Source organism: Burkholderia sp. ABCPW 11 (assembly GCF_001523445.1).
Taxonomy (GTDB): Bacteria; Pseudomonadota; Gammaproteobacteria; order Burkholderiales; family Burkholderiaceae; genus Burkholderia.
Genome location: NZ_LOVM01000033.1, coordinates 72750 through 94081, shown reverse-complemented (window position 1 = coordinate 94081; position 21332 = coordinate 72750). Strand labels below are relative to the sequence as shown.

The 21332-nt window shown below is 67.2% G+C and carries 17 protein-coding genes; 10 read left to right on the top strand and 7 right to left on the bottom strand.

Features of this window, described 5'->3' with window-relative positions:
• Window positions 1-221: 221 nt before the first annotated feature.
• Entirely contained in the window at window positions 222-1316 is a 1095-nt protein-coding gene (locus WS61_RS15110; protein WP_059501175.1) for a triacylglycerol lipase, read from the top strand.
• A 3-nt stretch (window positions 1317-1319) separates the two neighbouring features.
• Entirely contained in the window at window positions 1320-2354 is a 1035-nt protein-coding gene (locus WS61_RS15105) for a lipase secretion chaperone (protein WP_059501174.1), read from the top strand.
• Between the two features lie 30 nt (window positions 2355-2384).
• On the opposite strand, the gene WS61_RS15100 is transcribed toward WS61_RS15105, so the two are convergent.
• Window positions 2385-3905, bottom strand: a complete 1521-nt coding sequence (locus WS61_RS15100; RefSeq protein WP_059501173.1) for a PLP-dependent aminotransferase family protein — start codon at window positions 3903-3905, stop codon at window positions 2385-2387.
• 107 nt (window positions 3906-4012) lie between these two features.
• Between WS61_RS15100 and WS61_RS15095 the strand changes: the two genes are divergently transcribed.
• The 5 genes from WS61_RS15095 to WS61_RS15075 all read left to right on the top strand — a co-directional run bounded on the left by WS61_RS15095 (window position 4013) and on the right by WS61_RS15075 (window position 10150).
• The gene (locus WS61_RS15095; protein WP_059501172.1) at window positions 4013-5113 is read left to right on the top strand and encodes an ABC transporter ATP-binding protein; all 1101 of its coding nucleotides are present in this window, start codon (window positions 4013-4015) and stop codon (window positions 5111-5113) included.
• A 76-nt stretch (window positions 5114-5189) separates the two neighbouring features.
• Window positions 5190-6236 (top strand): ABC transporter substrate-binding protein, encoded by a 1047-nt coding sequence (locus tag WS61_RS15090; protein WP_059501171.1) that lies wholly within the window; start codon window positions 5190-5192, stop codon window positions 6234-6236.
• A gap of 111 nt (window positions 6237-6347) precedes the next feature.
• Window positions 6348-7604, top strand: a complete 1257-nt coding sequence (locus WS61_RS15085; protein WP_059501377.1) for an ABC transporter permease — start codon at window positions 6348-6350, stop codon at window positions 7602-7604.
• 37 nt (window positions 7605-7641) lie between these two features.
• The gene (locus WS61_RS15080; protein ID WP_027782591.1) at window positions 7642-8478 is read left to right on the top strand and encodes an ABC transporter permease; all 837 of its coding nucleotides are present in this window, start codon (window positions 7642-7644) and stop codon (window positions 8476-8478) included.
• A gap of 253 nt (window positions 8479-8731) precedes the next feature.
• Window positions 8732-10150, top strand: a complete 1419-nt coding sequence (locus WS61_RS15075; RefSeq protein WP_095211743.1) for an MFS transporter — start codon at window positions 8732-8734, stop codon at window positions 10148-10150.
• A gap of 67 nt (window positions 10151-10217) precedes the next feature.
• Here WS61_RS15075 and WS61_RS15070 read toward each other — a convergent pair whose 3' ends face one another.
• On the bottom strand, window positions 10218-11951 hold the full coding sequence (locus WS61_RS15070; RefSeq protein ID WP_059501170.1) for a protease pro-enzyme activation domain-containing protein: 1734 nt from the start codon (window positions 11949-11951) through the stop codon (window positions 10218-10220).
• 652 nt (window positions 11952-12603) lie between these two features.
• Here WS61_RS15070 and WS61_RS15065 point away from each other — a divergent pair.
• The 3 genes from WS61_RS15065 to WS61_RS15055 are packed head-to-tail and all read left to right on the top strand — an operon-like array spanning window position 12604 to window position 13786.
• Window positions 12604-12927 carry a helix-turn-helix transcriptional regulator gene (locus WS61_RS15065; RefSeq protein ID WP_059501169.1) on the top strand — a complete coding sequence of 108 codons (324 nt, stop codon included), beginning with the start codon at window positions 12604-12606 and terminating at the stop codon, window positions 12925-12927.
• Window positions 12927-13358, top strand: a complete 432-nt coding sequence (locus tag WS61_RS15060; protein ID WP_059501168.1) for an SRPBCC domain-containing protein — start codon at window positions 12927-12929, stop codon at window positions 13356-13358. The genes WS61_RS15065 and WS61_RS15060 overlap by 1 nt, the downstream gene beginning before the upstream one ends.
• Window positions 13355-13786 (top strand): DUF1801 domain-containing protein, encoded by a 432-nt coding sequence (locus tag WS61_RS15055; RefSeq protein WP_059501167.1) that lies wholly within the window; start codon window positions 13355-13357, stop codon window positions 13784-13786. Before WS61_RS15060 ends, WS61_RS15055 begins: the two co-directional genes overlap by 4 nt.
• Before the next feature lie 133 nt (window positions 13787-13919).
• Here the strand turns inward: WS61_RS15055 and acnA are convergent, their stop codons facing one another.
• From acnA to WS61_RS15030, 5 genes are all read right to left on the bottom strand, one after another.
• A complete protein-coding gene (gene acnA, locus WS61_RS15050) occupies window positions 13920-16637 on the bottom strand; it encodes an aconitate hydratase AcnA (protein ID WP_059501166.1) in 2718 nt (905 codons plus the stop codon).
• 48 nt (window positions 16638-16685) lie between these two features.
• Window positions 16686-18137, bottom strand: coding sequence for a bifunctional 2-methylcitrate dehydratase/aconitate hydratase (locus tag WS61_RS15045; RefSeq protein WP_059501165.1), 1452 nt, complete (start codon window positions 18135-18137; stop codon window positions 16686-16688).
• A 22-nt stretch (window positions 18138-18159) separates the two neighbouring features.
• The gene (locus tag WS61_RS15040; protein ID WP_059501164.1) at window positions 18160-18675 is read right to left on the bottom strand and encodes a hypothetical protein; all 516 of its coding nucleotides are present in this window, start codon (window positions 18673-18675) and stop codon (window positions 18160-18162) included.
• A gap of 230 nt (window positions 18676-18905) precedes the next feature.
• Window positions 18906-19913, bottom strand: coding sequence for a CoA ester lyase (locus WS61_RS15035; RefSeq protein ID WP_059501163.1), 1008 nt, complete (start codon window positions 19911-19913; stop codon window positions 18906-18908).
• 184 nt (window positions 19914-20097) lie between these two features.
• Window positions 20098-21084 carry a malate dehydrogenase gene (locus WS61_RS15030; RefSeq protein ID WP_006487742.1) on the bottom strand — a complete coding sequence of 329 codons (987 nt, stop codon included), beginning with the start codon at window positions 21082-21084 and terminating at the stop codon, window positions 20098-20100.
• Window positions 21085-21332: the final 248 nt, after the last annotated feature.

Sequence of the window (21332 nt, the reverse complement as noted above, 5' to 3'; positions counted from 1 at the left end):
CGCGCATCGCGCATGTGCATCGCAGCATGCGTCTGCCGGAACGCCGCACCGCCCGAACGGGCGGTGCGCGTCAACCGATTAGAGAACCGTATCTAGTAGGGGCGCAAACGTTCGCGAGTCGTGCTTCACTCCCGCAGTCGACACACACGGTGCGCGCGATGCGGCATGCGTGTCGATCCGGTGTCATTCGCACCGGCAGCACAATAATCAGGAGAACATGCATGGCCAGATCGATGCGTTCCAGGGTAATGGCAGGGGCAGTGGCATGCGCGATGAGCGTCGCGCCGTTCGCGGGGACGGCCGCGCTGATGACGCTCGCGACGACGCGCACGGCGATGGCGGCAACCGCGCCAGTCGACGACTATGCGACGACGCGCTATCCGATCATTCTCGTGCACGGGCTGACCGGCACCGACAAGTATGCGGGCGTACTCGAGTACTGGTACGGCATCCAGGAAGACCTGCAGCAGCATGGCGCGACCGTCTACGTCGCGAACCTGTCGGGCTTCCAGAGCGACGACGGCCCGAACGGGCGCGGCGAACAGTTGCTGGCGTACGTGAAGACGGTGCTCGCCGCGACCGGCGCGACCAAGGTCAATCTCGTCGGTCACAGCCAGGGTGGGTTGGCGTCGCGCTATGTCGCGGCCGTCGCGCCCGATCTCGTCGCGTCGGTGACGACGATCGGCACGCCGCATCGCGGCTCCGAGTTCGCCGATTTCGTGCAGGGCGTGCTCGCGTACGATCCGACCGGGTTGTCGTCCACGGTGATCGCTGCATTCGTCAATGTGTTCGGCATCCTGACGAGCAGCAATCACAACACGAACCAGGACGCGCTCGCGTCGTTGAAGACGCTGACCACCGCGCAAGCCGCCACCTACAACCAGAACTATCCGAGCGCGGGCCTCGGCGCGCCCGGAAGCTGCCAGACCGGTGCGTCGACGGAAACCGTCGGCGGCAACACGCATCTGCTGTATTCGTGGGCCGGCACGGCGATCGAGCCGACGCTTTCCGTGCTCGGCGTGACGGGAGCGACGGACACGAGCACCCTTCCGGTCGTCGATCCGGCGAACGCGCTCGACCTGTCGACGCTCGCGCTGTATGGCACGGGCGCGGTGATGATCAATCGCGGCTCGGGCCAGAACGACGGGCTCGTGTCGAAGTGCAGCGCGCTGTACGGCAAGGTGCTGAGCACGAGCTACAAGTGGAACCATCTCGACGAGATCAACCAGTTGCTCGGCGTGCGCGGCGCGTATGCGGAAGATCCGGTCGCGGTGATCCGCACGCATGCGAACCGGTTGAAGCTCGCGGGCGTGTGATCGATGGCGGCACGTGAAGGGCGCGCGCCGCTGGCGCGGCGCGTGGCGATCTATGGTGTCGCGGGGCTGGCGGCGGTTGCCGGCGTCGCGATGTGGAGCGGTGCGGGATCGCATCGCGGCACGGGCGCCGCGGGCGATGCGCCGGCGGCGGCAGCGGTGGGCGGCGTGGCGGCTGCCGCACCGCATCCCGCCGTGCCGGCGAGTGCGGGCCTGCCGCCGTCGCTCGCCGGTTCCAGCGCGCCACGGTTGCCGCTCGATGCGGGCGGGCATCTCGCGAAGTCGCGCGCGGTGCGCGATTTCTTCGACTATTGCCTGAGTGCGCAGAGCGACCTGAGCGCGTCCGCGCTCGATGCGTTCGTCGTCCGCGAGATCGCCGCGCAACTCGACGGCACGGTTGCGCAGGTCGAGGCGCTCGACGTGTGGCACCGGTATCGCGCGTATCTCGATGCGCTCGCGACGTTGCGCGATGCCGGAGCGGCCGACAAGTCGGACCTGGGCGCGTTGCAGCTTGCGCTGGATCAGCGCGCGTCGATCGCGTACCGCACGCTCGGCGACTGGAGCCAGCCGTTCTTCGGTGCGGAGCAGTGGCGGCAGCGCTACGACCTGGCACGGTTGAAGATCGTTCAGGATCGCTCACTGACGGATGCGCAGAAGGCCGAGCGGCTCGCGGCGCTCGAACAGCAGATGCCGGCCGACGAACGCGCGGCGCAGCAGCGGGTGGACCGGCAGCGCGCCGCGATCGACCAGATCGCGCAATTGCAGAAGAGCGGCGCGACGCCCGATGCGATGCGCGCGCAACTGACGCAGACGCTCGGCCCCGAGGCGGCGGCACGCGTCGCGCAGATGCAGCAGGACGATGCGTCGTGGCAGAGCCGTTACGCGGATTATGCGGCGCAGCGTGCGCAGATCGAATCGGCCGGTCTGTCGCCGCAGGATCGCGACGCGCAGATTGCCGCGCTGCGGCAGCGCGTGTTCACGAAGCCCGGCGAAGCCGTGCGCGCGGCATCGCTCGATCGTGGAGCGGGCAGCGCGCATTGACGAATCGGGTGTCGCCGTATGCGGCGGGCTTCATGCCGCGCGCGTGATGTCCCGCGGCAGATGGTGCTCGATGGTATCGGCGAGCGTGTCGAACGCGGGGCGGATGCCTTCGTGCGCGACGCATGCATAGCCGAGCAGCAGGCCCTGTCGCGCGGTGTCGAGGTTGCTGTAGTAGCTGGTGAGCGGGCGCACGATCACGCCCGCGTCGAATGCGCTCTGCGTGACGGCGCGATCGTCGCACGCGTCGGGCAGGCCGAGCACCAGATGCAGGCCGGCTTCGTCGCCCATCACCGGCAGCGCGTCGCCGAAGCGCGCGCGGATCGCGTCGATCATCAGTTGCCGGCGCTCGCCGTACAGCGTGCGCATTCGTCTGACGTGCGAAGTGAGATGGCCGTCCATGATGAATTCGGCGAGCACGGCCTGCTGCATCAACTGGCCTTCGCGATACAGCTCCGACAGCCCGGTGCGGAAGGTGTCGACCAGATGCTCGGGCACGACCATGTAGCCCATCCGCAGCCCCGGGAACAGCATCTTGCCGAGACTGCCGACGTAGATCACGCGGCCGCCATCGTCGAGCCCCTGCAGCGACGCGAGCGGGCGGCTGCCGTAGCGGAATTCGCTGTCGTAGTCGTCCTCGATGATCCAGCAGCGGTGCTGGCGCGCATATTCGAGCAGCATGCGGCGCCGCGCGAGACTCATCACCATCCCGAGCGGGTACTGATGCGACGGCGTGACGAGCACGAGCCGCGGCGGACGCTGCATGTCGCTCGCGCGCGGGTCGAGCCCTTCCTGGTCGACCGGCACCGGCGCGAGCGTGAGGCCGGCCGCCTGCAGGACGCTGCGCACGCCCCAGTAGCAGGGTTCCTCGACCCACGCGCGATCGCCGATGTCGGACAGCAGCCGCACCGCGAGATCGATCGATTGATGGATGCCCGTCGTGATGATCACCTGGTCCGGCGAGCATTTGACCGAGCGCGCGACGCGCAGGTAATCGGCGAGCGCGCGCCGCAGCGGCCGGTAGCCGCCGCCCGGCGCATAGGTCAGCAGCTCCGGATTGGCCTCCTTCCACAGCCGCGCCTGCAGGCGGCTCCACGTGCGGCTCGGGAATTCCGACACGTCCGGCACCCCTGGCATGAACGCGCCCCACTGGCGCCGCGAGACGCCTGCATGCTCGATCAGTTGCCGCCCGCGCATCGACAGGCTGCCCTGCGCGTCGGGCTGCGGCGGTTCGTCCGCGACCGACGACGGCGCGGCGCCCGGCACGCGGATCGCGGCGGCGTCCGGCCGCGTGTCGGCCACGTAGGTGCCGCTGCCGGTCGTCGTCAGCACATAGCCTTCGGCCGTCAACTGGTCGTACACATGCAGGACCGTATTGCGCGCGATCGACAGGTCGCCCGCGAGCGTGCGCGAACTCGGCAGCTTTGTTCCCGGCCCCAATTCTCCGGTCAGGATGGCCTGCTGCAACAGTTGCAGCAGTTGCCGGTACATCGGTTCGGGCGAGCTGCGGTCGATGCGGGCGGAGAGCCAGTCGGCGACGATCACGGTATCCAAAGTGGTCCTACTTGGAATATTGAAATGGTTCCCTATTGTAGAACCGTGCGCGCCGTATAGTGACTCGCATCTCAAAATCAATTGCGCGGAGCCAGGGGGACAGCACGATGAAGTCCGATGATGTGATCGTCAGCTTTCGCGGCGTGCGGAAGACCTACGACGGCGAGACGCTCGTCGTCAAATCGCTCGACCTCGACATCCGCCGCGGGGAATTCCTGACGCTGCTCGGGCCGTCCGGCTCGGGCAAGACGACCTGCCTGATGATGCTCGCCGGCTTCGAATTCCCGACGGGCGGCGAGATCCGCCTCGACGGCGAGCTGCTGAACAACGTGCCGCCGCACAAGCGCAACATCGGCATGGTGTTCCAGAACTACGCGCTGTTTCCGCACCTGACGGTCGAGCAGAACGTCGCGTATCCGTTGACGGTACGCAAGCTGCCCGCCACCGAGCGCGCGGAGCGCGTCGCGCATGCGCTGAGGATGGTGCAGATGGAGCGCTTCGCGAAACGCTATCCGGCGCAACTGTCGGGCGGCCAGCAGCAGCGCATCGCGCTGGCGCGCGCGCTCGTGTTCGAGCCGAAGCTGGTGCTGATGGACGAGCCGCTCGGCGCGCTCGACAAGCAGTTGCGCGAACACATGCAGTACGAACTGAAGGCGCTGCACGAAAAGCTCGGCGTGACTTTCGTGTACGTGACGCACGACCAGGGCGAGGCGTTGACGATGTCCGACCGCGTCGCCGTGTTCGACAAGGGCATCGTGCAGCAGCTCGACACCGTCGACCGCCTGTACGAATCGCCGTGCAACGAATTCGTCGCGAACTTCATCGGCGACAGCAACCGGCTGCGCGGCACCATCGCGCGCGTCGACGGCGAATTCTGCGAATTCCGGCTCGACGACGGCACGAAGCTCGTCGGCCGCCATATCGGCGAAGCCGCCGAGGGCGCAGCGGCCGTCGCGTGCATCCGTCCCGAGCGCATGAGCCTCGCGGCGCACGGCGCGAATGGTGCGAACGGCACCGCCAATTGCGTGAGCGGCGAGGCGCGCAGCCTCATCTATTTCGGCGATCACGTGCGCATGCGCTGCGCGCTGCCCGGCCAGGACGAATGTTTCGTGAAGGTGCCGCTCGGCACCGGCGCGCTCGACGCGTTTTCGCCCGGCGCGCCCGTCTCGCTTGCGTTCTCGCCCGAACATTTGCGCGTATTCGCGTGAGCACGGTTTACCTGGTTTTCCGCAGCACGTCGTCAACAACAAAGCCCACTTCCACCACGAGAGGAGAGGAACCATCATGAAACGAGCAAGCTTCACCGCGCGCCGCACGGCGCTCGCGCTGGCACTGGCCGCGTTCGGCGCATCGGCCACGGCTGCCGAGCTCACGGTCGTCAACTTCGGCGGCGCGAACGGCGACGCGCAGAAGGTCGCATTCAACCAGCCGTTCGAGAAGGCGACCGGCAACAAGGTCACGGCCGTCGAATACAACGGCGAGCAGGCGAAGGTGAAGGCGATGGTCGAGGCGAAGCACGTCAACTGGGACGTGGTCGAAGTCGAATCGGGCGACCTGAACCGCGGCTGCGACGAAGGGCTGTACGAGAAGCTCGACTGGTCGAAGATCGCGAAGAAATCCGACCTGATCCCGGAATCGCCGCAGGTGTGCGGCGTCGGCTTCTTCGTGTGGTCGACGGCGCTGTCGTACAACGCGGACAAGCTGAAGTCGGCGCCGACCGGCTGGGCCGATTTCTGGAACGTGAAGAAATTCCCCGGCAAGCGCGGGATGCGCAAGGGCGCGCGCTACAACCTCGAATTCGCGCTGATGGCCGACGGCGTCGCGACGAAGGACGTCTACAAGGTGCTCGGCACGAAGGCCGGCCAGGATCGCGCGTTCAAGAAGCTCGACGAGCTGAAGCCGTACATCCAGTGGTGGGAAGCGGGTGCGCAGCCGCCGCAGTTCCTCGTCGCCGGCGACGTCGTGATGTCGACCGCGTACAACGGCCGCATCGACGCCGCGCAGAAGGAAGGCAAGAACCTGAAGGTCGTGTGGAACGGCAGCATCTACGACCTCGACTACTGGGCGATTCCGAAGGGCTCGCCGAACAAGGCGCTCGCCGAGCAGTACATCGCGTACACGCTGACGCCGAAGCCGCAGCAGGCGTATGCGCAGCACATCGCGTACGGCCCGGCGAACATCGCCGCGATCAAGTCGCTCGACGCGAAGACGCTCGCGAACCTGCCGAACTCGCCGGCCAACGGCAAGAACGCGGTGCTGGAGGACATCGGCTTCTGGACCGACCACAGCGACGAGCTCGAACAGCGCTTCGCCGCGTGGGCAACGAAGTAACCGGTCGGGCATCCTCACGGGTGCCGTGATGCAACCGGCCGCGCGACGCGTCGATCGCGTCGCGCGGCATTCCGCCGGAACGTGCCCGGCCGGAGAGAACCGTTGAATACGATGACGATCGCGCCTTCCTCGCCGTCGACCGCCGCGCTCAAGCGCGAGCTGAAGGCCGCCGAGGCCCGCAAGCGCACGATGGCGCTGCTGCTGGTGGCGCCGCTCGCGATTTTCCTGCTGCTGATTTTCGTCGTGCCGATCGGCACGCTGCTCACGCGCGCGGTGCAGAACCCGGAGATCGCGACCGCCTTGCCGAACACGGTCGCCGCGTTGTCGGGCTGGGACCGCAAGACGCCGCCGGCGGACGCCGCGTATGTCGCGCTCGCGGCCGACATGACCAAGGTGGCCGACAGCGAGGCGATGGGCGCGCTCGCACGGCGGCTGAACACCGAGATTCCCGGCTATCGCTCGCTCGTCGCGAAGACGGCGCGTGCGATGCCGCTGAAGGGCGACGGCGACGCGGCGCCGACGCCTGCGCAGACGCGCGCCAAGCTGATCGACCTCGATGCGCGCTGGGGCGAGCTTGCGTACTGGCAGGCGATCGCGAAGAACGGCAGCCAGGTGTCGCCGTTCTACCTGCTCGCGGCGCTCGATCACAAGCAGGATGGCTTCGGCCGCATCGTGCAGGCCGATCCCGACCAGTCGATCTACCTCGCGATCTTCGGCCGCACGTTCGTGATCGGCATCGCCGTCACGCTGTTCGCGCTGCTGCTCGGCTATCCGCTCGCATACTGGATCTCGACGTTGTCGGAGCGGCGCGCGAACCTCGCGATGATTCTCGTGCTGATTCCGTTCTGGACCTCGGTGCTCGTGCGCGTCGCCGCATGGATCGTGCTGCTGCAGAGCGAAGGGCTCGTCAACAAGGCGCTGCTCGGCAGCGGGCTGATCTCGCATCCGCTGACGCTGCTGTTCAACCGCGTCGGCGTGTACATCTCGATGACGCACATCCTGCTGCCGTTCATGATCCTGCCGCTCTACAGCGTGATGAAGTCGATTCCGCCGACCTACCAGCGCGCGGCCGTGTCGCTCGGCAGCCATCCGTTTGCCGCGTTCTGGCGCGTGTACGTGCCGCAGACCTATCCGGGCGTCGGCGCGGGCGCGCTGCTCGTCTTCATCCTCGCGATCGGCTACTACATCACGCCCGCGCTGCTCGGCGGGCCGAACGACCAGATGGTCAGCTACTACGTCGCGTACTTCACGAACGTGACGATCAACTGGGGCATGGCGTGCGCGCTCGGCGGGCTGCTGCTCGCGGCGACGCTCGTGCTGTACGCGGTGTACGGGCGCTTCACGCGCACCAACGTGAGCCTCGGCTGAGCGCCGGGCACAGGGAAACGGGAAGGGGATGCCCACCATGAAACTCGCCAGGCCGCTGTTCGCGCCGCACATGTCGTTCGTCGAGCGCGCGTGGTACGTCGCGTTGCGCGTGCTCGTCGTGCTGACGCTGCTGTACCTGATCCTGCCGGTGCTCGCGATCGTGCCGCTGTCGTTCTCGTCGAGCACGTTCCTCGTCTATCCGATTCCGGGTTTCTCCACACGCTGGTACGAGAACCTGATCGCATCGGACGAGTGGCGGATGGCCGCGAAGAACAGCTTCATCGTCGCGCCGTCGGCGACCGTCGTCGCGACCGTGCTCGGCACGCTCGCGGCCATCGGCCTGACGAAGGCCGACTTCCGCGGCAAGGGGCTGCTGATGGCCGTGCTGCTGTCGCCGATGATCGTGCCGGTCGTCGTGGTCGGTGTCGGCATGTACCTGTTCTTCGCGCCGCTCGGGCTCGCGAATACGTACACGGGGCTGATCGCCGCGCACGCGGCGCTCGGCGTGCCGTTCGTCGTGACGACGGTGGCCGCGACGCTGCAGGGCTTCAACCAGAATCTCGTGCGCGCGAGCCTGTCGCTCGGCGCGAATCCGGTCACGACGTTCTTCCGCGTGACGCTGCCGGTGATCGCGCCGGGCGTGATGTCGGGCGCGCTGTTCGCATTCGCGACGTCGTTCGACGAAGTGGTCGTCACGCTGTTCCTCGCGGGCGCGGACCAGACGACGCTGCCGCGCCAGATGTTTACGGGCATTCGCGAGAACATCAGCCCGACGATCGCCGCGCTCGCGACGATCCTGATCGTCTTCTCGACGAGCCTGCTGCTCGCGCTCGAATGGCTGCGCGGCCGCAATGCGCGGCGTGCGGTGTCGTAAATAGCGGCGCCGGCCGCCCCGTTCGGCGGGCCGTAAGGCCGCCGATCGTTGCGTTTTCAACGATGCCGCGCACCCGGCGCGGCGTGGCGAAGCTTTCATTTTGCCGACTGACGAGGCGGCCGCCTGCACGTTCGATGCGGCTCTGCAACAATACGGCTCGCGGCGCCGCGCGCTCCGTTGCCGTTGCACGGAGGATGCGGTGCCGCGCCGCTCAATCCGCGACGCTGCGCGTCGCTCGTCAGCCGAGCCCATCTTGTCCGAATTCGCTTCCCCCGCCGGCGCGCACGAGCCGGCCGTCAACTGGCGCGCGATGTCCGCCGTGCTGCTGGCCGTCGCGCTCGCGACGCTCGACACCGCGATCGCGAACACCGCGCTGCCCGCCATCGCGGCCGACCTGCATGCGTCGCCGGCCGCGTCCGTGTGGATCATCAATGCCTATCAGCTCGCGATGGTCGCGACGCTGCTGCCGTTCGCGTCGCTCGGCGACATCGTCGGCCACAAGCGCGTGTATGTCGCCGGGCTGGCGGTGTTCACGCTGGCGTCGCTCGGGTGTTCGCTCGCGTCGACGCTGCCGACGCTGACGGCCGCGCGCATCGTGCAGGGCTTCGGCGCGAGCGCGATCATGAGCGTCAACGTCGCGCTGATCCGCGGCCTGTTTCCCGCGCACCGGCTCGGGCGCGGCGTCGGTTTCAACGCGCTCGTCGTCGGCGTGTCGTTCGCGGTGGGGCCGACGATCGCGTCGCTGATCCTGTCGGTGGCCGCGTGGCCGTGGCTGTTCGCGGTGAACGTGCCGCTCGGCGTGTGCGCGCTCGCCGTGGCGATTCCGTCGCTGCCGCAGACGGCGCGCGGCAAGCATGCGTTCGATCCGGTTGCGGCGCTGTTCAACGTGATCACGTTCGCGTCGCTGATCTTCGCGCTCGGCGAATTCGCGCAGCGCGGGCCGCTGACGGTCGTGTTCGCGGCGGCCGCGATAGCCTTCTCGTTCGGCTGGCTGCTGATCCGCCGCCATGCCGGGCATCCGGCGCCGATGCTGCCGGTCGACCTGTTCCGTCGGCCCGTGTTCACGCTGTCCGCGCTGACCGCCGTGTGCGCGTTCGCCGCGCAGGGGCTCGCATTCGTGTCGCTGCCGTTCTATTTCGAAACCGTTCTGCATCGCAACGCGGTCGAAACGGGGTTCCTGATGACGCCGTGGTCGGCGATCGTCGCGCTCGCCGCGCCGATCGCGGGGCGGCTGTCGGATCGTTATCCGCCCGGGCTGCTCGGTGCGATCGGCCTGGCGTTGCTGAGTGCGGGCATGGTGTCGCTCGCCGCGCTGCCGGTGTCGCCGGGCGTCGTCGATATCGGCTGGCGGATGATGCTGTGCGGCGCGGGCTTCGGCTTCTTCCAGTCGCCTAACCTGAAAGCGCTGATGTCGAGCGCGCCGCCCGAGCGCAGCGGCGGCGCGAGCGGGATCATCGCGACCGCGCGGCTGATCGGGCAGGCGACGGGCGCGGCGCTGGTTGCACTGTCGTTCGGGATCGCGGGGCGCCACGGGCCGACGCTTGCGTTGATGCTCGGGGCGGGCTTTGCGGGCGCGGCGAGCGTCGCGAGCGGGCTGCGGCTGTTCGCGCCGTCGCATCGGGCCGGCGCACCGGTCGTGTCGGAGCGCGTAAAGGAACCGGCGACGGAGTAGGGCACGGCACGATCCATCCAAGCCGGCGCACGGCAACCATTGCCGCGCGCCGGTCTTCATGCATCGCTCAGAACCCGCCGGACTTGATCAGCTGGTTGAGGTTCGCGATGTTCAGGCTGCCGAAGCCGGTCGTCGGATCCCAGCCGGTGCCTGCGTTGTAGCCGTACCCCTGATAGCCGTTGTTCCCCGACACGACGTCATAGCGCACGAGCGACGGGTTCGCCGGAATGTCCGCGTAGAAGTTGCCGGCAGGGAAGCCGAGGCCCGTGCCGTTCGCCGCGAGCAGCCGCGCCCAGAAGCCCGTGAAGATCGGCGCGGCGAGGCTCGTGCCGCCGATCTGCTGCAACTGGCCGTAGTTGTAGATGTACGCGCCCGTGCTCTGCGCGGCGTCGAACGACACGTCCGGCAGTTGACGGTTGCTGCCCGACTGCCACGCCGGCGCCGGCAGGATCGTGCTGACGCCCCCGCCCGTCGCCCACAGCTTGCCGTTCGAATCGAGCCCTTCGTTCCACACCGTCTCCTTCGAGAACGCGCCGGCCGACGTCGTGTAGAGCGTCGTGCCGCCGATCGCGAGCACGTGCGGCGACGAAGCCGGCCACGACACCGTGTAGTTCGCGCCGTCCGGGTAGCCGCGGTTGTTGCACTCGTACACGCCTTCGTCGCCGGACGATACCGAGAACGTCTGGCCCTGCGCGGCCGCCGTCGTGAAGATCTGTTCCTCGGCGTCGAGCGTGCCGTCCGCGTTCGCATCGGTTTCGCACCAGCCGAGCGAGACGTTGATCACCTTCGCGGTGTTGTCCGACACCGCACGGTTGAACGCCTGCGTGAGGCCCGTGTTGCCGGCGGCGTTGAGGTCCGCCATGTAGAACACCAGCTTGCCGACCTGGCCGCCGGCCGAGCCGACGATCGACTGGCTGTCGAGATCCCATTCGCCCTGGCCGTCCTGGTCGTCGGTGTAGCTGCCGCCCGTGCCGTTGGTCTTGACGGTCTGCGTCGCGACCGTGCCGTAGCCGTTGCTCGACGTGAACTGCTTCAGGTCCTGCAGCGTCTGCGATACGCCGCCGATCGTGATGATGCCGACGGTCACGCCGGCCGCGGTCGGCACGCCGGTCGCGTTGTAGAGGCCCGGGAATTCCTTCGGGTAGTGGCCCGTCGCCGTGCCGGCCGCGAGCGCCTGCGGCTTCGCCACGTTGCCGACGCGCAGCATCGGCCGCGCACGCGCGACACTTTGCAGCCCGAGCACCGAGCCGACGACGTCGCCGAGTGCACGCGGCACCTGCGCGGTCGACGTGTTGGCGAAGCCCGAGCGGCCCGCGTACTGGAAGTGCACGAGCGACGTGTTGAACGCGGTCTTCACCGTGCCAGCCGTGCCGTGCGCGGAAACCAGCAGCCGGTTCGGCGCGACTTCGACGTTCACGAAGCCGCTCTTGTGCAGATAGTCGACGACCGACTTCACCTGCGCGTCGGTCGGCGCGTAGTTCGCGAGGAACTGCTCGTGCGTCAGGTACTGGCGGTAATGCGCGCTGCCGGGCCGGTTCACGTCGCGCGCCAGTTGCTTGAGCTGGGCGGCGTTGCGCAGCTTCAGGCTGACGACGACGTCGGTCGTCTCGCCGGCCGCGAGTTCGAGCGACGGCGCCGCACTGCGCGCCATCAACTGCGGGCCGGTCAGAAAGGCCTTCGTATGGGTATCGACCCAATCCGTCGCCGCGTGCGCCGCCGCGGCGGCGAACACGAGCGGTGCCACGCACGCAAGGCGGCGGGGCGACGGAAGGGGAAGGGCAAACCAGGCGTTCCTTTTCATCGGGAGTCCTTTTTTAGGAGAGGCGACGTTACTGGAACCCCCGGCCCTTGTGGGGCCGCGAGCGGTGACGAGCGTAGGGCGTCGGTGCCGTTCGGGTAGCTGCCAGTTTCCATAGCTGTCAGTTCTGACAACGGGGGCGCATGAGTGCATGCGCGGCGCCGTGCGCGCCGGGAGTGGCGGCGCCGGTGAGCGGAACCGGTTCGCGGTGCGAAGGCGTGGCAACGCGCGTCGCTCCCGCGCACGCGTCGCTCGTTGCAGCATCGGAATGTGCGCGGTCGTGGACGGGCGCGCCGCGCGGATGCATGGCGTTTGCGTGTCAATGGCTGTACGTCGGATCGCACTATGTGGTCATTGGAAGCGACTCGTCAGGAACCGATTCGCGCAGGGACGCGAACGGAGCCGGCCGACCCCGAACGTTTCCCGAACTGTGGAACGGCGCATCGGCCAGTCTTGCAGGCGGCTTTCGGATCGCACGTCGTAATCGTGAATTAGAGGAAAGACTCGAATCTCCGGCGTCGGCTCGAGCCGGTGCGGCGCACGTGGCGGTCGTGCAGAGATCGATCCGCGTGGTGCGCGAAATTCTGCCTTGACGTATGCCGATCAGCGGATATCCTTCGATTCATAACCGATCGGTTATGAATCGAAGGACGACATGCAAACTGCTCAGGACACGCTTTTCAGAACGCTTGCCGATCCCACGCGCCGCGCGCTTTTCGAGCGGCTGTGCGCGGAGGGGGAACTGACGGTTGCCGCGCTGACGGCCCATGCGGGCGTCTCGCAGCCGGCCGTGTCGAAACACCTTGGCGTACTGAAGCAGGCCGGACTCGTGAACGACCGTCACGAAGGCCGGCAGACGCACTACAGCGCGCAGCCGAAAGCGCTGGCCCCGTTGATCGACTGGACGAGCCAGATGGCAGGCTTCTGGCAGAGCCGGTTCGATGCCCTCGAAGATCTGCTCAAAAGGATGGACCAGTAATGAACCAAGCCACTACCGAAACGCGCTCCGTCGTCGTCGACCGGGAGCTGCCCCATCCGCCGGAGAAGATCTGGCGCGCGCTCACGCAACCGCACCTGATCGAGGTGTGGCTCATGAAGAGCGACTTCGCGCCCGTCGCGGGCCATGCCTTCCATTTCCGCGCGGACTGGGGCTCGGTCGACTGCACGGTCCTCACGATCGAGCCGCATCGCACGCTGTCCTATACGTGGGCGGCGCACGGGCTCGACAGCATCGTGACGTGGACGCTCACGCCGACGCCGGCCGGCACGCACCTGCGCATGGAGCAGGTCGGCTTCCGCCCCGACCAGGAGCAGGCGTACCGCGGCGCGCAGTACGGCTGGGTACGGTTCTTCGACTCGCTCGCACAGGTGCTGTCGCGTCCCGACGAAGGCACGGAGGCCCGCGCATGAGTGCACCGGACCTCACGCCGTCGGCGCGCATCGATGCGCTGATCGCGGGCATCGCCGACTGGCGCGGCAAGACCTTGGCCGACGTGCGCCAGACGATCCTTGCGGCGCAAGCGGGCATCGTCGAGGAATGGAAATGGATGGGCAGCCCCGTCTGGTCGTGCGACGGGACGATCGCGGTCGCGAACGCGCACAAGGGCAAGGTGAAAGTGACGTTCATGCACGGCGCGCAGCTCCCCGATCCGGACAAGCTGTTCAACGACGGCCTCGACGGCAATGCGCGACGCGCGATCGATCTGTTCGAAGGCGACAAGCTCGACAAGCGGGCGTTGAAGAATCTCGTGCGCGCGGCGATCGAATACAACCGTACGCACCTGAAGAAGAACGCGCGAGGCTCGGGCGCGAAGGCGCGCGCAGACAAGGCGGCTTAAGGCACTTAAGGGCGCGTAAAGCCGCGTACAGCCACGTAAAGCACGGGCGAAAAAAAGCCCGACACGAGGTCGGGCATCCAAATCGGCCGCAACCGCCCGCGAGGCGGCTGCGGCGCCTGCAACGGCTGCGCGCTTACGCTGCGAGCAGCGAGCGCAGCACGAACGGCAGGATCCCGCCGTGCTTGTAGTAGTCGACTTCGATCGGCGTATCGATGCGCAGCAGCACCGGCACGCGCTGGGTTTCGCCGTTCTTGCGATGGATCACGAGCGTGACGTCCTGCTGCGGCTTGAAGTCGTCGCCGAGGCCTTCGATGTCGTACGTCTCTTCGCCGGTGATGCCGAGCGACTGGACGCTGTCCGCACCCTTGAACTGCAGCGGCAGCACGCCCATGCCGACCAGGTTCGAGCGGTGGATGCGCTCGAAGCTGCGCGCGATCACGGCCTTCACGCCGAGCAACTGCGTGCCCTTCGCGGCCCAGTCGCGCGACGAGCCCGTGCCGTACTCCTCGCCCGCGAACACGACGGTCGGCGTGCCGGCGTCGACGTACTTCATCGCTGCGTCGTAGATCGACAGCTGTTCGCCGCTCGGCTGGTGGATCGTCAGGCCGCCCTCGACGCGCGTGCCGTCGGCCTTCGCCGGGATCATCAGGTTCTTGATCCGGACGTTCGCGAACGTGCCGCGCATCATCACGTCGTGGTTGCCGCGGCGCGAGCCGTAGCTGTTGAAGTCGGCCTTCTGCACGCCGTTTTCCTTCAGCCACTTGCCGGCCGGCGAATCTTCCTTGATCGAGCCTGCCGGGCTGATGTGGTCGGTCGTGACCGAGTCGCCGAAGATGCCGAGCGCACGCGCGCCCTTGACCGTCGGAATCGATGCAGCCGGCTCCATCGAGAAGTCGTTGCCGAAGAACGGCGGCTCGGCGATGTAGGTCGACTTCGGCCAGTCGTAGACCTCGCCCGATTCGCCCTCGATCTTGCTCCAGAGGTCGCCCTTCTTGGTCAGCTTCGAGTAGTTGTCCTCGAACTTCTTCGGATCGAGCGCGAACTTGAGCAGCGCGTGGATTTCGTCGCTCGTCGGCCAGATGTCGCCGAGGTAGATGTCGCGGCCGCCCTTGCCCTTGCCGACCGGCTCGGTCATCAGGTCGCGCGTGATGTTGCCGGCGATCGCGTACGCGACGACGAGCGGCGGCGACGCGAGGAAGTTCGCGCGGATGTTCGGGTGAATGCGCGCTTCGAAGTTACGGTTGCCCGACAGCACGGCCGCCGCGACGATGTCGTTCTTCGTGATCGCTTCGTTCAGTTCCGGCGTCAGGTCGCCCGCGTTGCCGATACAGGTCGTGCAGCCATAGGCCGCGACTTCGAAGCCGAGCTTCGACAGGTAGGGCAGCAGGCCCGTCTTCGTCAGGTATTCGGTGACGATGCGCGATCCCGGCGCGAGCGAGGTCTTGATCTTCGGGTCGACCGTGAGGCCGGCCTCGACCGCCTTCTTCGCGAGCAGGCCGGCAGCCAGCAGCACGCTCGGGTTCGACGTGTTCGTGCACGACGTGATCGCGGCGATCAGCACGTCGCCGTTCTTCACGTCGACGCCGTTGCTCGTCGTGTACTGCGTGTTCAGGTCTTCCGCCTTCTTCGCGAAGCCGTTCTCCGCGACCGGCTTCGAGAACAGGTCGGTGAACGTCGACTTGACGTTGCCGATCTCGATGCGATCCTGCGGGCGCTTCGGGCCGGCCAGCGACGGGGCAACCGTCGCCAGGTCGAGCGTCACCGTCTTCGTGTAGTCGATGTCGCCGGCCTTCGGGATGCCGAACAGGTTCTGCGCCTTGAAGTAGTTTTCGAACGCGGCGATCTCGGCCTTCGTGCGGCCCGTGCCTTCGAAGTACTCGATCGTCTTTTCGTCGACCGGGAAGAAGCCCATCGTCGCGCCGTATTCCGGCGCCATGTTGCCGATCGTCGCGCGGTCCGGCAGCGACAGCGACTGCGTGCCTTCGCCGAAGAATTCGACGAACTTGCCGACGACCTTCTCCTTGCGCAGCATTTCGGTGATCGTCAGCACCAGGTCGGTGGCCGTCACGCCTTCGCGCAGCCTGCCCTTGAGCTCGACGCCGACCACGTCCGGCGTCAGGAAATACACCGGCTGGCCGAGCATGCCGGCTTCCGCCTCGATGCCGCCCACGCCCCAGCCGACCACGCCGATGCCGTTGATCATCGTCGTGTGGCTGTCCGTGCCGACGAGGGTGTCCGGGTAGTACACGGTATCGGCGCCGTCGGTCTTCTTGTGGACGCCGCGCGCGAGATATTCGAGGTTCACCTGGTGCACGATGCCGACGCCCGGCGGCACGACCTTGAACGTGTCGAACGCCTGCATGCCCCACTTCATGAACTGGTAGCGCTCGTTGTTGCGCTGGAATTCCAGCTTCATGTTCAGGTCGAGCGCGTCCTTCTGGCGGAAGTAGTCGATCTGGACCGAGTGATCGACGACGAGATCGACCGGCACCAGCGGCTCGATCTTCTTCGGGTTCTTGCCCGTGCGCTCGGCGACGCCGCGCATGGCCGCGATGTCGGCCAGCAGCGGCACGCCCGTGAAGTCCTGCAGCACGACGCGCGACACGACGAACGGAATCTCGTCGACACGTTTCGCGGTCGGCTTCCAGTTCGCGAGCTGCTCGATGTGCTCTTCGGTGATCTTCTTGCCGTCGTAGTTGCGCAGCACGGACTCGAGCACGATGCGGATCGACACCGGCAGGCGCTCGATCTTCGTCTTCAGTTCCTTGCCGAGTTGCGGCAGCGAGTAGAACTTGCCTTTGCCGGAACCGCTGTCGAATTCCTTGAGGGTCTTGTGGAGATTGTGGGCCATGGTGATTTTCCTGGGTTTGAGGCTAGGAAACAACGTGTCCTGTGGGGGCTATATCACATACAAGTCGACGTACTCATCGACCGGCATCGCGTCGAGCTTTGCCTGGTCCAGCGACACGTCGAGAATCGCTTGTTGCTGCTTGGCCGGGAAGCGGCGGGCGAGGTTGGTGCGGAATTTGTCGACCAGCAGCGGGATGCCGTCCGCACGGCGCCGCCGATGGCCGAGCGGGTACTCGACCGCCACTTCGGCAAGCTTCGATCCGTCCGTGAACTCGATCGTCAGCGCATTTGCGATCGATCGCTTGTCCGGATCGTGATAATCCTTCGTGAACTGCGGATCCTCGACGCACACGGTCTTCGCACGCAGCGCGTCGATGCGCGGGTCGGCCGCGGCCGCGTCTTCGTAGTCGGCCGCGGTCAGCCGGCCGAACAGCAGCGGCACGGCGACCATGTACTGGATGCAGTGGTCGCGGTCGGCCGGATTGGCGAGCGGACCCTGCTTGTCGATGATGCGGATGGCGGCCGCATGCGTGCGGATCGTGATCCGCGCGATGTCGTCGGTCGTGCGGCCCGCCGCGGCGAGCTGCGCGTGCAGTTGCAGCGCGGCCTCGGCGGCCGTCTGCGCATGGAATTCGGCGGGGAACGCAATCTTGAACAGCACGTTTTCCATCACGTACGTGCCGTACGGGCGCTGGAAGCGGAACGGCTTGCCGTCGAACAGCACGTCGTAGAAGCCCCAGGTCTTGGCGGTGAGCGCCGACGGATAGCCCATTTCACCCGTTTTCGCGATCAGCGCGAGGCGCACCGCGCGGGACGTGGCGTCGCCGGCCGCCCAGGACTTGCGCGAACCGGTGTTCGGCGCATGGCGGTAGGTACGCAGCGCGTGCCCGTCGACGAACGCATGGGAGACCGCGTTGATCAGCTCGTCGCGCGTGAGCCCGAGCAGCCGGCCGACGACGGCCGTCGACGCGACCTTCACGAGCAGCACGTGGTCGAGCCCGACCGCGTTGAACGCGTTCTCGAGCGCGAGGCAGCCCTGGATCTCGTGGGCCTGGATCATTGCGACCAGCACGTCGCGCATCGTGAGCGGCTTCCGGCCGGCCGCGCGGGCCGTGCGGGAGAGCCAGTCGGCCGTCGCCAGGATCCCGCCGAGGTTGTCGGACGGATGACCCCATTCGGCGGCGAGCCAGGTGTCGTTGAAGTCCAGCCAGCGGATCATCGCGCCGATGCCGAACGCGGCCTGGACGGGATCGAGCTGGAAGGACGTGCCGGGCACCTTCGCGCCGTTCGGTACGATCGTGCCGGGCACGACCGGGCCGAGCAGCTTGGTGCAGGCAGGGTAGGACAGCGCCTCGAGTCCGCATCCGAGCGTGTCGATCAGGCAATGACGCGCCGTCTCCAGCGCGAGCGCGCTGTCGATGCCGGGGTTCAGCACGTAGTCGACGATGTCGACGAGTACCGTATCCGGAGCAGGGCGGGCGTTGGAGACCGGGGCGGACATCGAGGGGCCGGGAGGAACGTGCTTAGTTCGTTGCCGGCTTCAGTTCGTTCGCCTGCGTCGGCGCTGCGCCGCCTTGTGCCATTTCCGGCGTGACGCATTCGTCAGCGAGGCGCTCGCCGCCGTTTGCGTCGGAGAACAGCATCGCCTTGCTCGGGATCACGACCAGCTTGAAGCCGGCTGCCGGATCGTAGAACGTGTCGGCGCCCGTCGTCGTGGCCTGACGCGGCAGCTTGTAGTTCTTCTTCGCCCAGTGAACCGTGACGACCTGGTCGCGCTTCATGTCGCCGGCGAGGTCGAACGACAGACCTTCCTTGCAGGACCACTTGACCGCGCCGTCCGGTACCGGATCGACCTTGGCGGCCGCGCGTGCCTGCGCCTTCTTGCTGCGCGGGATGATGCGCTTGGCCGGCGCCGGGCGCTTGGCCGTGGCCTTCTTCGCGGTCGTGGTGGCCGTACCCTGGGCAAACGCGCTCGGAGCCGACACCAGCATCGTGGCGGACAAGGCGCCGATGGCGGTAGCGATCAGGAGTTTCTTCATGGAGTCAGAACCTTTCGATAATCAGTTGACAAGGGCCGGCAATCGAAACCGCCGGCCGGTTTGAAACTGCACGCGCCCCGAAAGCGCGCAGCGGCCGCTATTTTCACCTATTTGGCCGCGCATACATCAGGTTTTCGGGCTCCGTTACGTTTTTTGTCGTTTCGCAAACGTCTATCCGGTTCGCGAAACCGCGAATGCATGAAACTCGTGTATCGGCCGGCGGCGCACACTCAATGCGCGGCGCCCGCGGCGGCCGGGCCGAACAGCGGCGCGGCCTCGTCCGGTACGGGCTGGCCGGTGGCCCGCGCGCGGCGCAGCACCGACCAGTAATAACGATAACTCGCGCGATCGTGCAGCGTATCACCGTGGCGCGTCGGGCCCCAGTCGGCGGCCTGCGCGGCCAGCAGGATCTCGGCGGCCAGCGTGACTTCGTCGGTGCGCGGTGCGAACGCGTCGACGATCGGGCGGATCTGCGCGGGGTGGATGCTCCACATCCGCGTGAATGCGAATTCGTCTCGCGCGCGGCGTGCGTCGCCGGCGACGACGCCCATGTCGCGCACCTCGGTCGTCACGTTGTGCGACGGCGTCTTGCCGTGCGCGTGACAGGCCGAGGCGATTTCCAGCTTCGCGCGGCGTACGAGCGGATGGTCGAACTGGCCGGGCGATCGCATCGCGGAATCGGGGATCGCGCCGTGGTGCGCGGAGACGAAATCCATCAGCCCGAAGCTCAGCGTGCCGACCGTCGGCAGCGCGGCGAGGGCGGCCGCCTGCGCGAGCGCGCCGTGCGTCTCGACCAGCACGTCGACCGCGATCGGCTGCGCGATGCCGAGCTCGCGGCGCGTGCCTTCGATGAACGCGGTCATTTCGGCCGCGTCGGCGGCGTTCGCGACCTTCGGCAGCGTGATGTAGGCGGGTACGCGGGATGCGCGCAGCACGATGCGCACGTCGTCGCGCCAGTGCGGGTGGGAAAAGTCGTGGATGCGGACGCCGACGCGGCCGAAGCGGTTCTCGGCGCTGCCGAGCAGATCGGCGACGAGCGCCGCGTGCGCGGCTTCCTGGCCGACGGCCGCGCCATCCTCGCAGTCGAGCGTGACGTCGAACACGGGGCCCAGTTCGGCCTGCAGTGCGAGCGACTTGCGCATCAGCTTCTCGCTGCCCGCGTAGTGATCGCAGCAGGGCAGGATCGCGGGCGGTGACGCCCCGTCGTACAGCACTTGTGCAGGAGTGAGCGCGGCCATCTCGTCTACGTCAGGGAAGCGGGTCAACGTGGAGAAAATCGGATTCGGGCAGGTTCTGGGCCGGCGCGCGGCGGGCGCGGGCGGCAAAACGTGCGCGGATCGGATCGATCGGCAGGGCCGGCGGCGTGCCGGCCCGTGCCGAAGCCGGGCACCCCCGAAGGCCGCCCGGCGCGATGCGTGAGGCTTAATTCTTCAGCAGGTGGGCGACGCCGTCGCGCTCTTCGAGCAGCTCGGCCAGCGTGCCGTCCATCTTCTCGCGCGAGAACGCGTCGATTTCCAGGCCTTCGACACGCTTGTACTCGCCGTTTTCGCAGGTGACCGGCACGCCGTAGATGATGTCTTCGGGGATGCCGTACGAGCCGTCCGACGGGATGCCCATCGTGACCCACTTGCCGTTCGTGCCGAGCACCCAGTCACGGACGTGGTCGATCGCCGCGTTGGCTGCCGACGCGGCCGACGACAGGCCGCGCGCTTCGATGATCGCCGCGCCGCGCTTGCCGACGGTCGGGATGAACGTGTCGCGGTTCCACACGTCGTCGTTGATCAGCTTCAGCAGCGATTCGCCTTCGGCGGTCGCGAAGCGGAAGTCGGGGTACATCGTCGGCGAGTGGTTGCCCCACACGGCGAGCTTCTCGATCGACGCGACCGGCTTGCCCGACTTGGCGGCGAGCTGCGACAGCGCGCGGTTGTGGTCCAGGCGCAGCATGGCCGTGAAGTTCTTCTTCGGCAGATCCGGCGCCGACTTCATCGCGATGTACGCGTTCGTGTTCGCCGGGTTGCCGACGACCAGCACCTTCACGTCGCGGCTGGCGACTTCGTTCAGCGCAGCGCCCTGAACCGTGAAGATCTCGGCGTTCGCCGACAGCAGGTCCTTGCGCTCCATGCCCTTCGAGCGCGGACGCGCACCGACCAGCAGCGCGACGTCTGCATCCTTGAATGCCACCTTCGGATCGTCGGTGATCACGACGCCCGCGAGCAGCGGGAACGCGCAGTCGTCGAGTTCCATCACGACGCCTTTGACGGCGGCTTGGGCTTGCGGGAGGTCGAGCAGTTGCAGGATGACCGGCTGATCCTTGCCGAGCAGGTCGCCGTTCGCGATGCGGAACAGCAGGGAGTAAGCGATTTGACCTGCGGCGCCGGTGACGGCAACGCGCTTTGCGGGCTTAGCCATTGAAAATCTCCAGGACGGGTGAAGCGTTGGACGCGAGCGAAAACGCCATTCTATGCGCGTTGTGCGTAGCGTTGCATTGAAGCAGGGCGGAGGACTCGCGATGGCGGACGCGGTGAACCTGGAGACGGCCGAGGCACGTAGCCGGGGACGCGCTGTTGCACCCGCGAACCCTTGCTCGACCGGGAGTGTAGGAGCCGTCACGCGCAAAGTCAAACGGTATCATATGTCTTATATAAGACAGATGTTTT

Bases quoted from the DNA above. Each gene is read 5' to 3' on its own strand.
- WS61_RS15110 (WP_059501175.1), top strand. From the start codon at position 222: ATGGCCAGATCGATGCGTTCCAGGGTAATGGCAGGGGCAGTGGCATGC.
- WS61_RS15105 (WP_059501174.1), top strand. From the start codon at position 1,320: ATGGCGGCACGTGAAGGGCGCGCGCCGCTGGCGCGGCGCGTGGCGATC.
- WS61_RS15095 (WP_059501172.1), top strand. From the start codon at position 4,013: ATGAAGTCCGATGATGTGATCGTCAGCTTTCGCGGCGTGCGGAAGACC.
- WS61_RS15090 (WP_059501171.1), top strand. From the start codon at position 5,190: ATGAAACGAGCAAGCTTCACCGCGCGCCGCACGGCGCTCGCGCTGGCA.
- WS61_RS15085 (WP_059501377.1), top strand. From the start codon at position 6,348: ATGACGATCGCGCCTTCCTCGCCGTCGACCGCCGCGCTCAAGCGCGAG.
- WS61_RS15080 (WP_027782591.1), top strand. From the start codon at position 7,642: ATGAAACTCGCCAGGCCGCTGTTCGCGCCGCACATGTCGTTCGTCGAG.
- WS61_RS15070 (WP_059501170.1), bottom strand. From the start codon at position 11,951: ATGAAAAGGAACGCCTGGTTTGCCCTTCCCCTTCCGTCGCCCCGCCGC.
- WS61_RS15065 (WP_059501169.1), top strand. From the start codon at position 12,604: ATGCAAACTGCTCAGGACACGCTTTTCAGAACGCTTGCCGATCCCACG.
- WS61_RS15060 (WP_059501168.1), top strand. From the start codon at position 12,927: ATGAACCAAGCCACTACCGAAACGCGCTCCGTCGTCGTCGACCGGGAG.
- WS61_RS15055 (WP_059501167.1), top strand. From the start codon at position 13,355: ATGAGTGCACCGGACCTCACGCCGTCGGCGCGCATCGATGCGCTGATC.
- acnA (WP_059501166.1), bottom strand. From the start codon at position 16,637: ATGGCCCACAATCTCCACAAGACCCTCAAGGAATTCGACAGCGGTTCC.
- WS61_RS15045 (WP_059501165.1), bottom strand. From the start codon at position 18,137: ATGTCCGCCCCGGTCTCCAACGCCCGCCCTGCTCCGGATACGGTACTC.
- WS61_RS15040 (WP_059501164.1), bottom strand. From the start codon at position 18,675: ATGAAGAAACTCCTGATCGCTACCGCCATCGGCGCCTTGTCCGCCACG.
- WS61_RS15035 (WP_059501163.1), bottom strand. From the start codon at position 19,913: ATGGCCGCGCTCACTCCTGCACAAGTGCTGTACGACGGGGCGTCACCG.
- WS61_RS15030 (WP_006487742.1), bottom strand. From the start codon at position 21,084: ATGGCTAAGCCCGCAAAGCGCGTTGCCGTCACCGGCGCCGCAGGTCAA.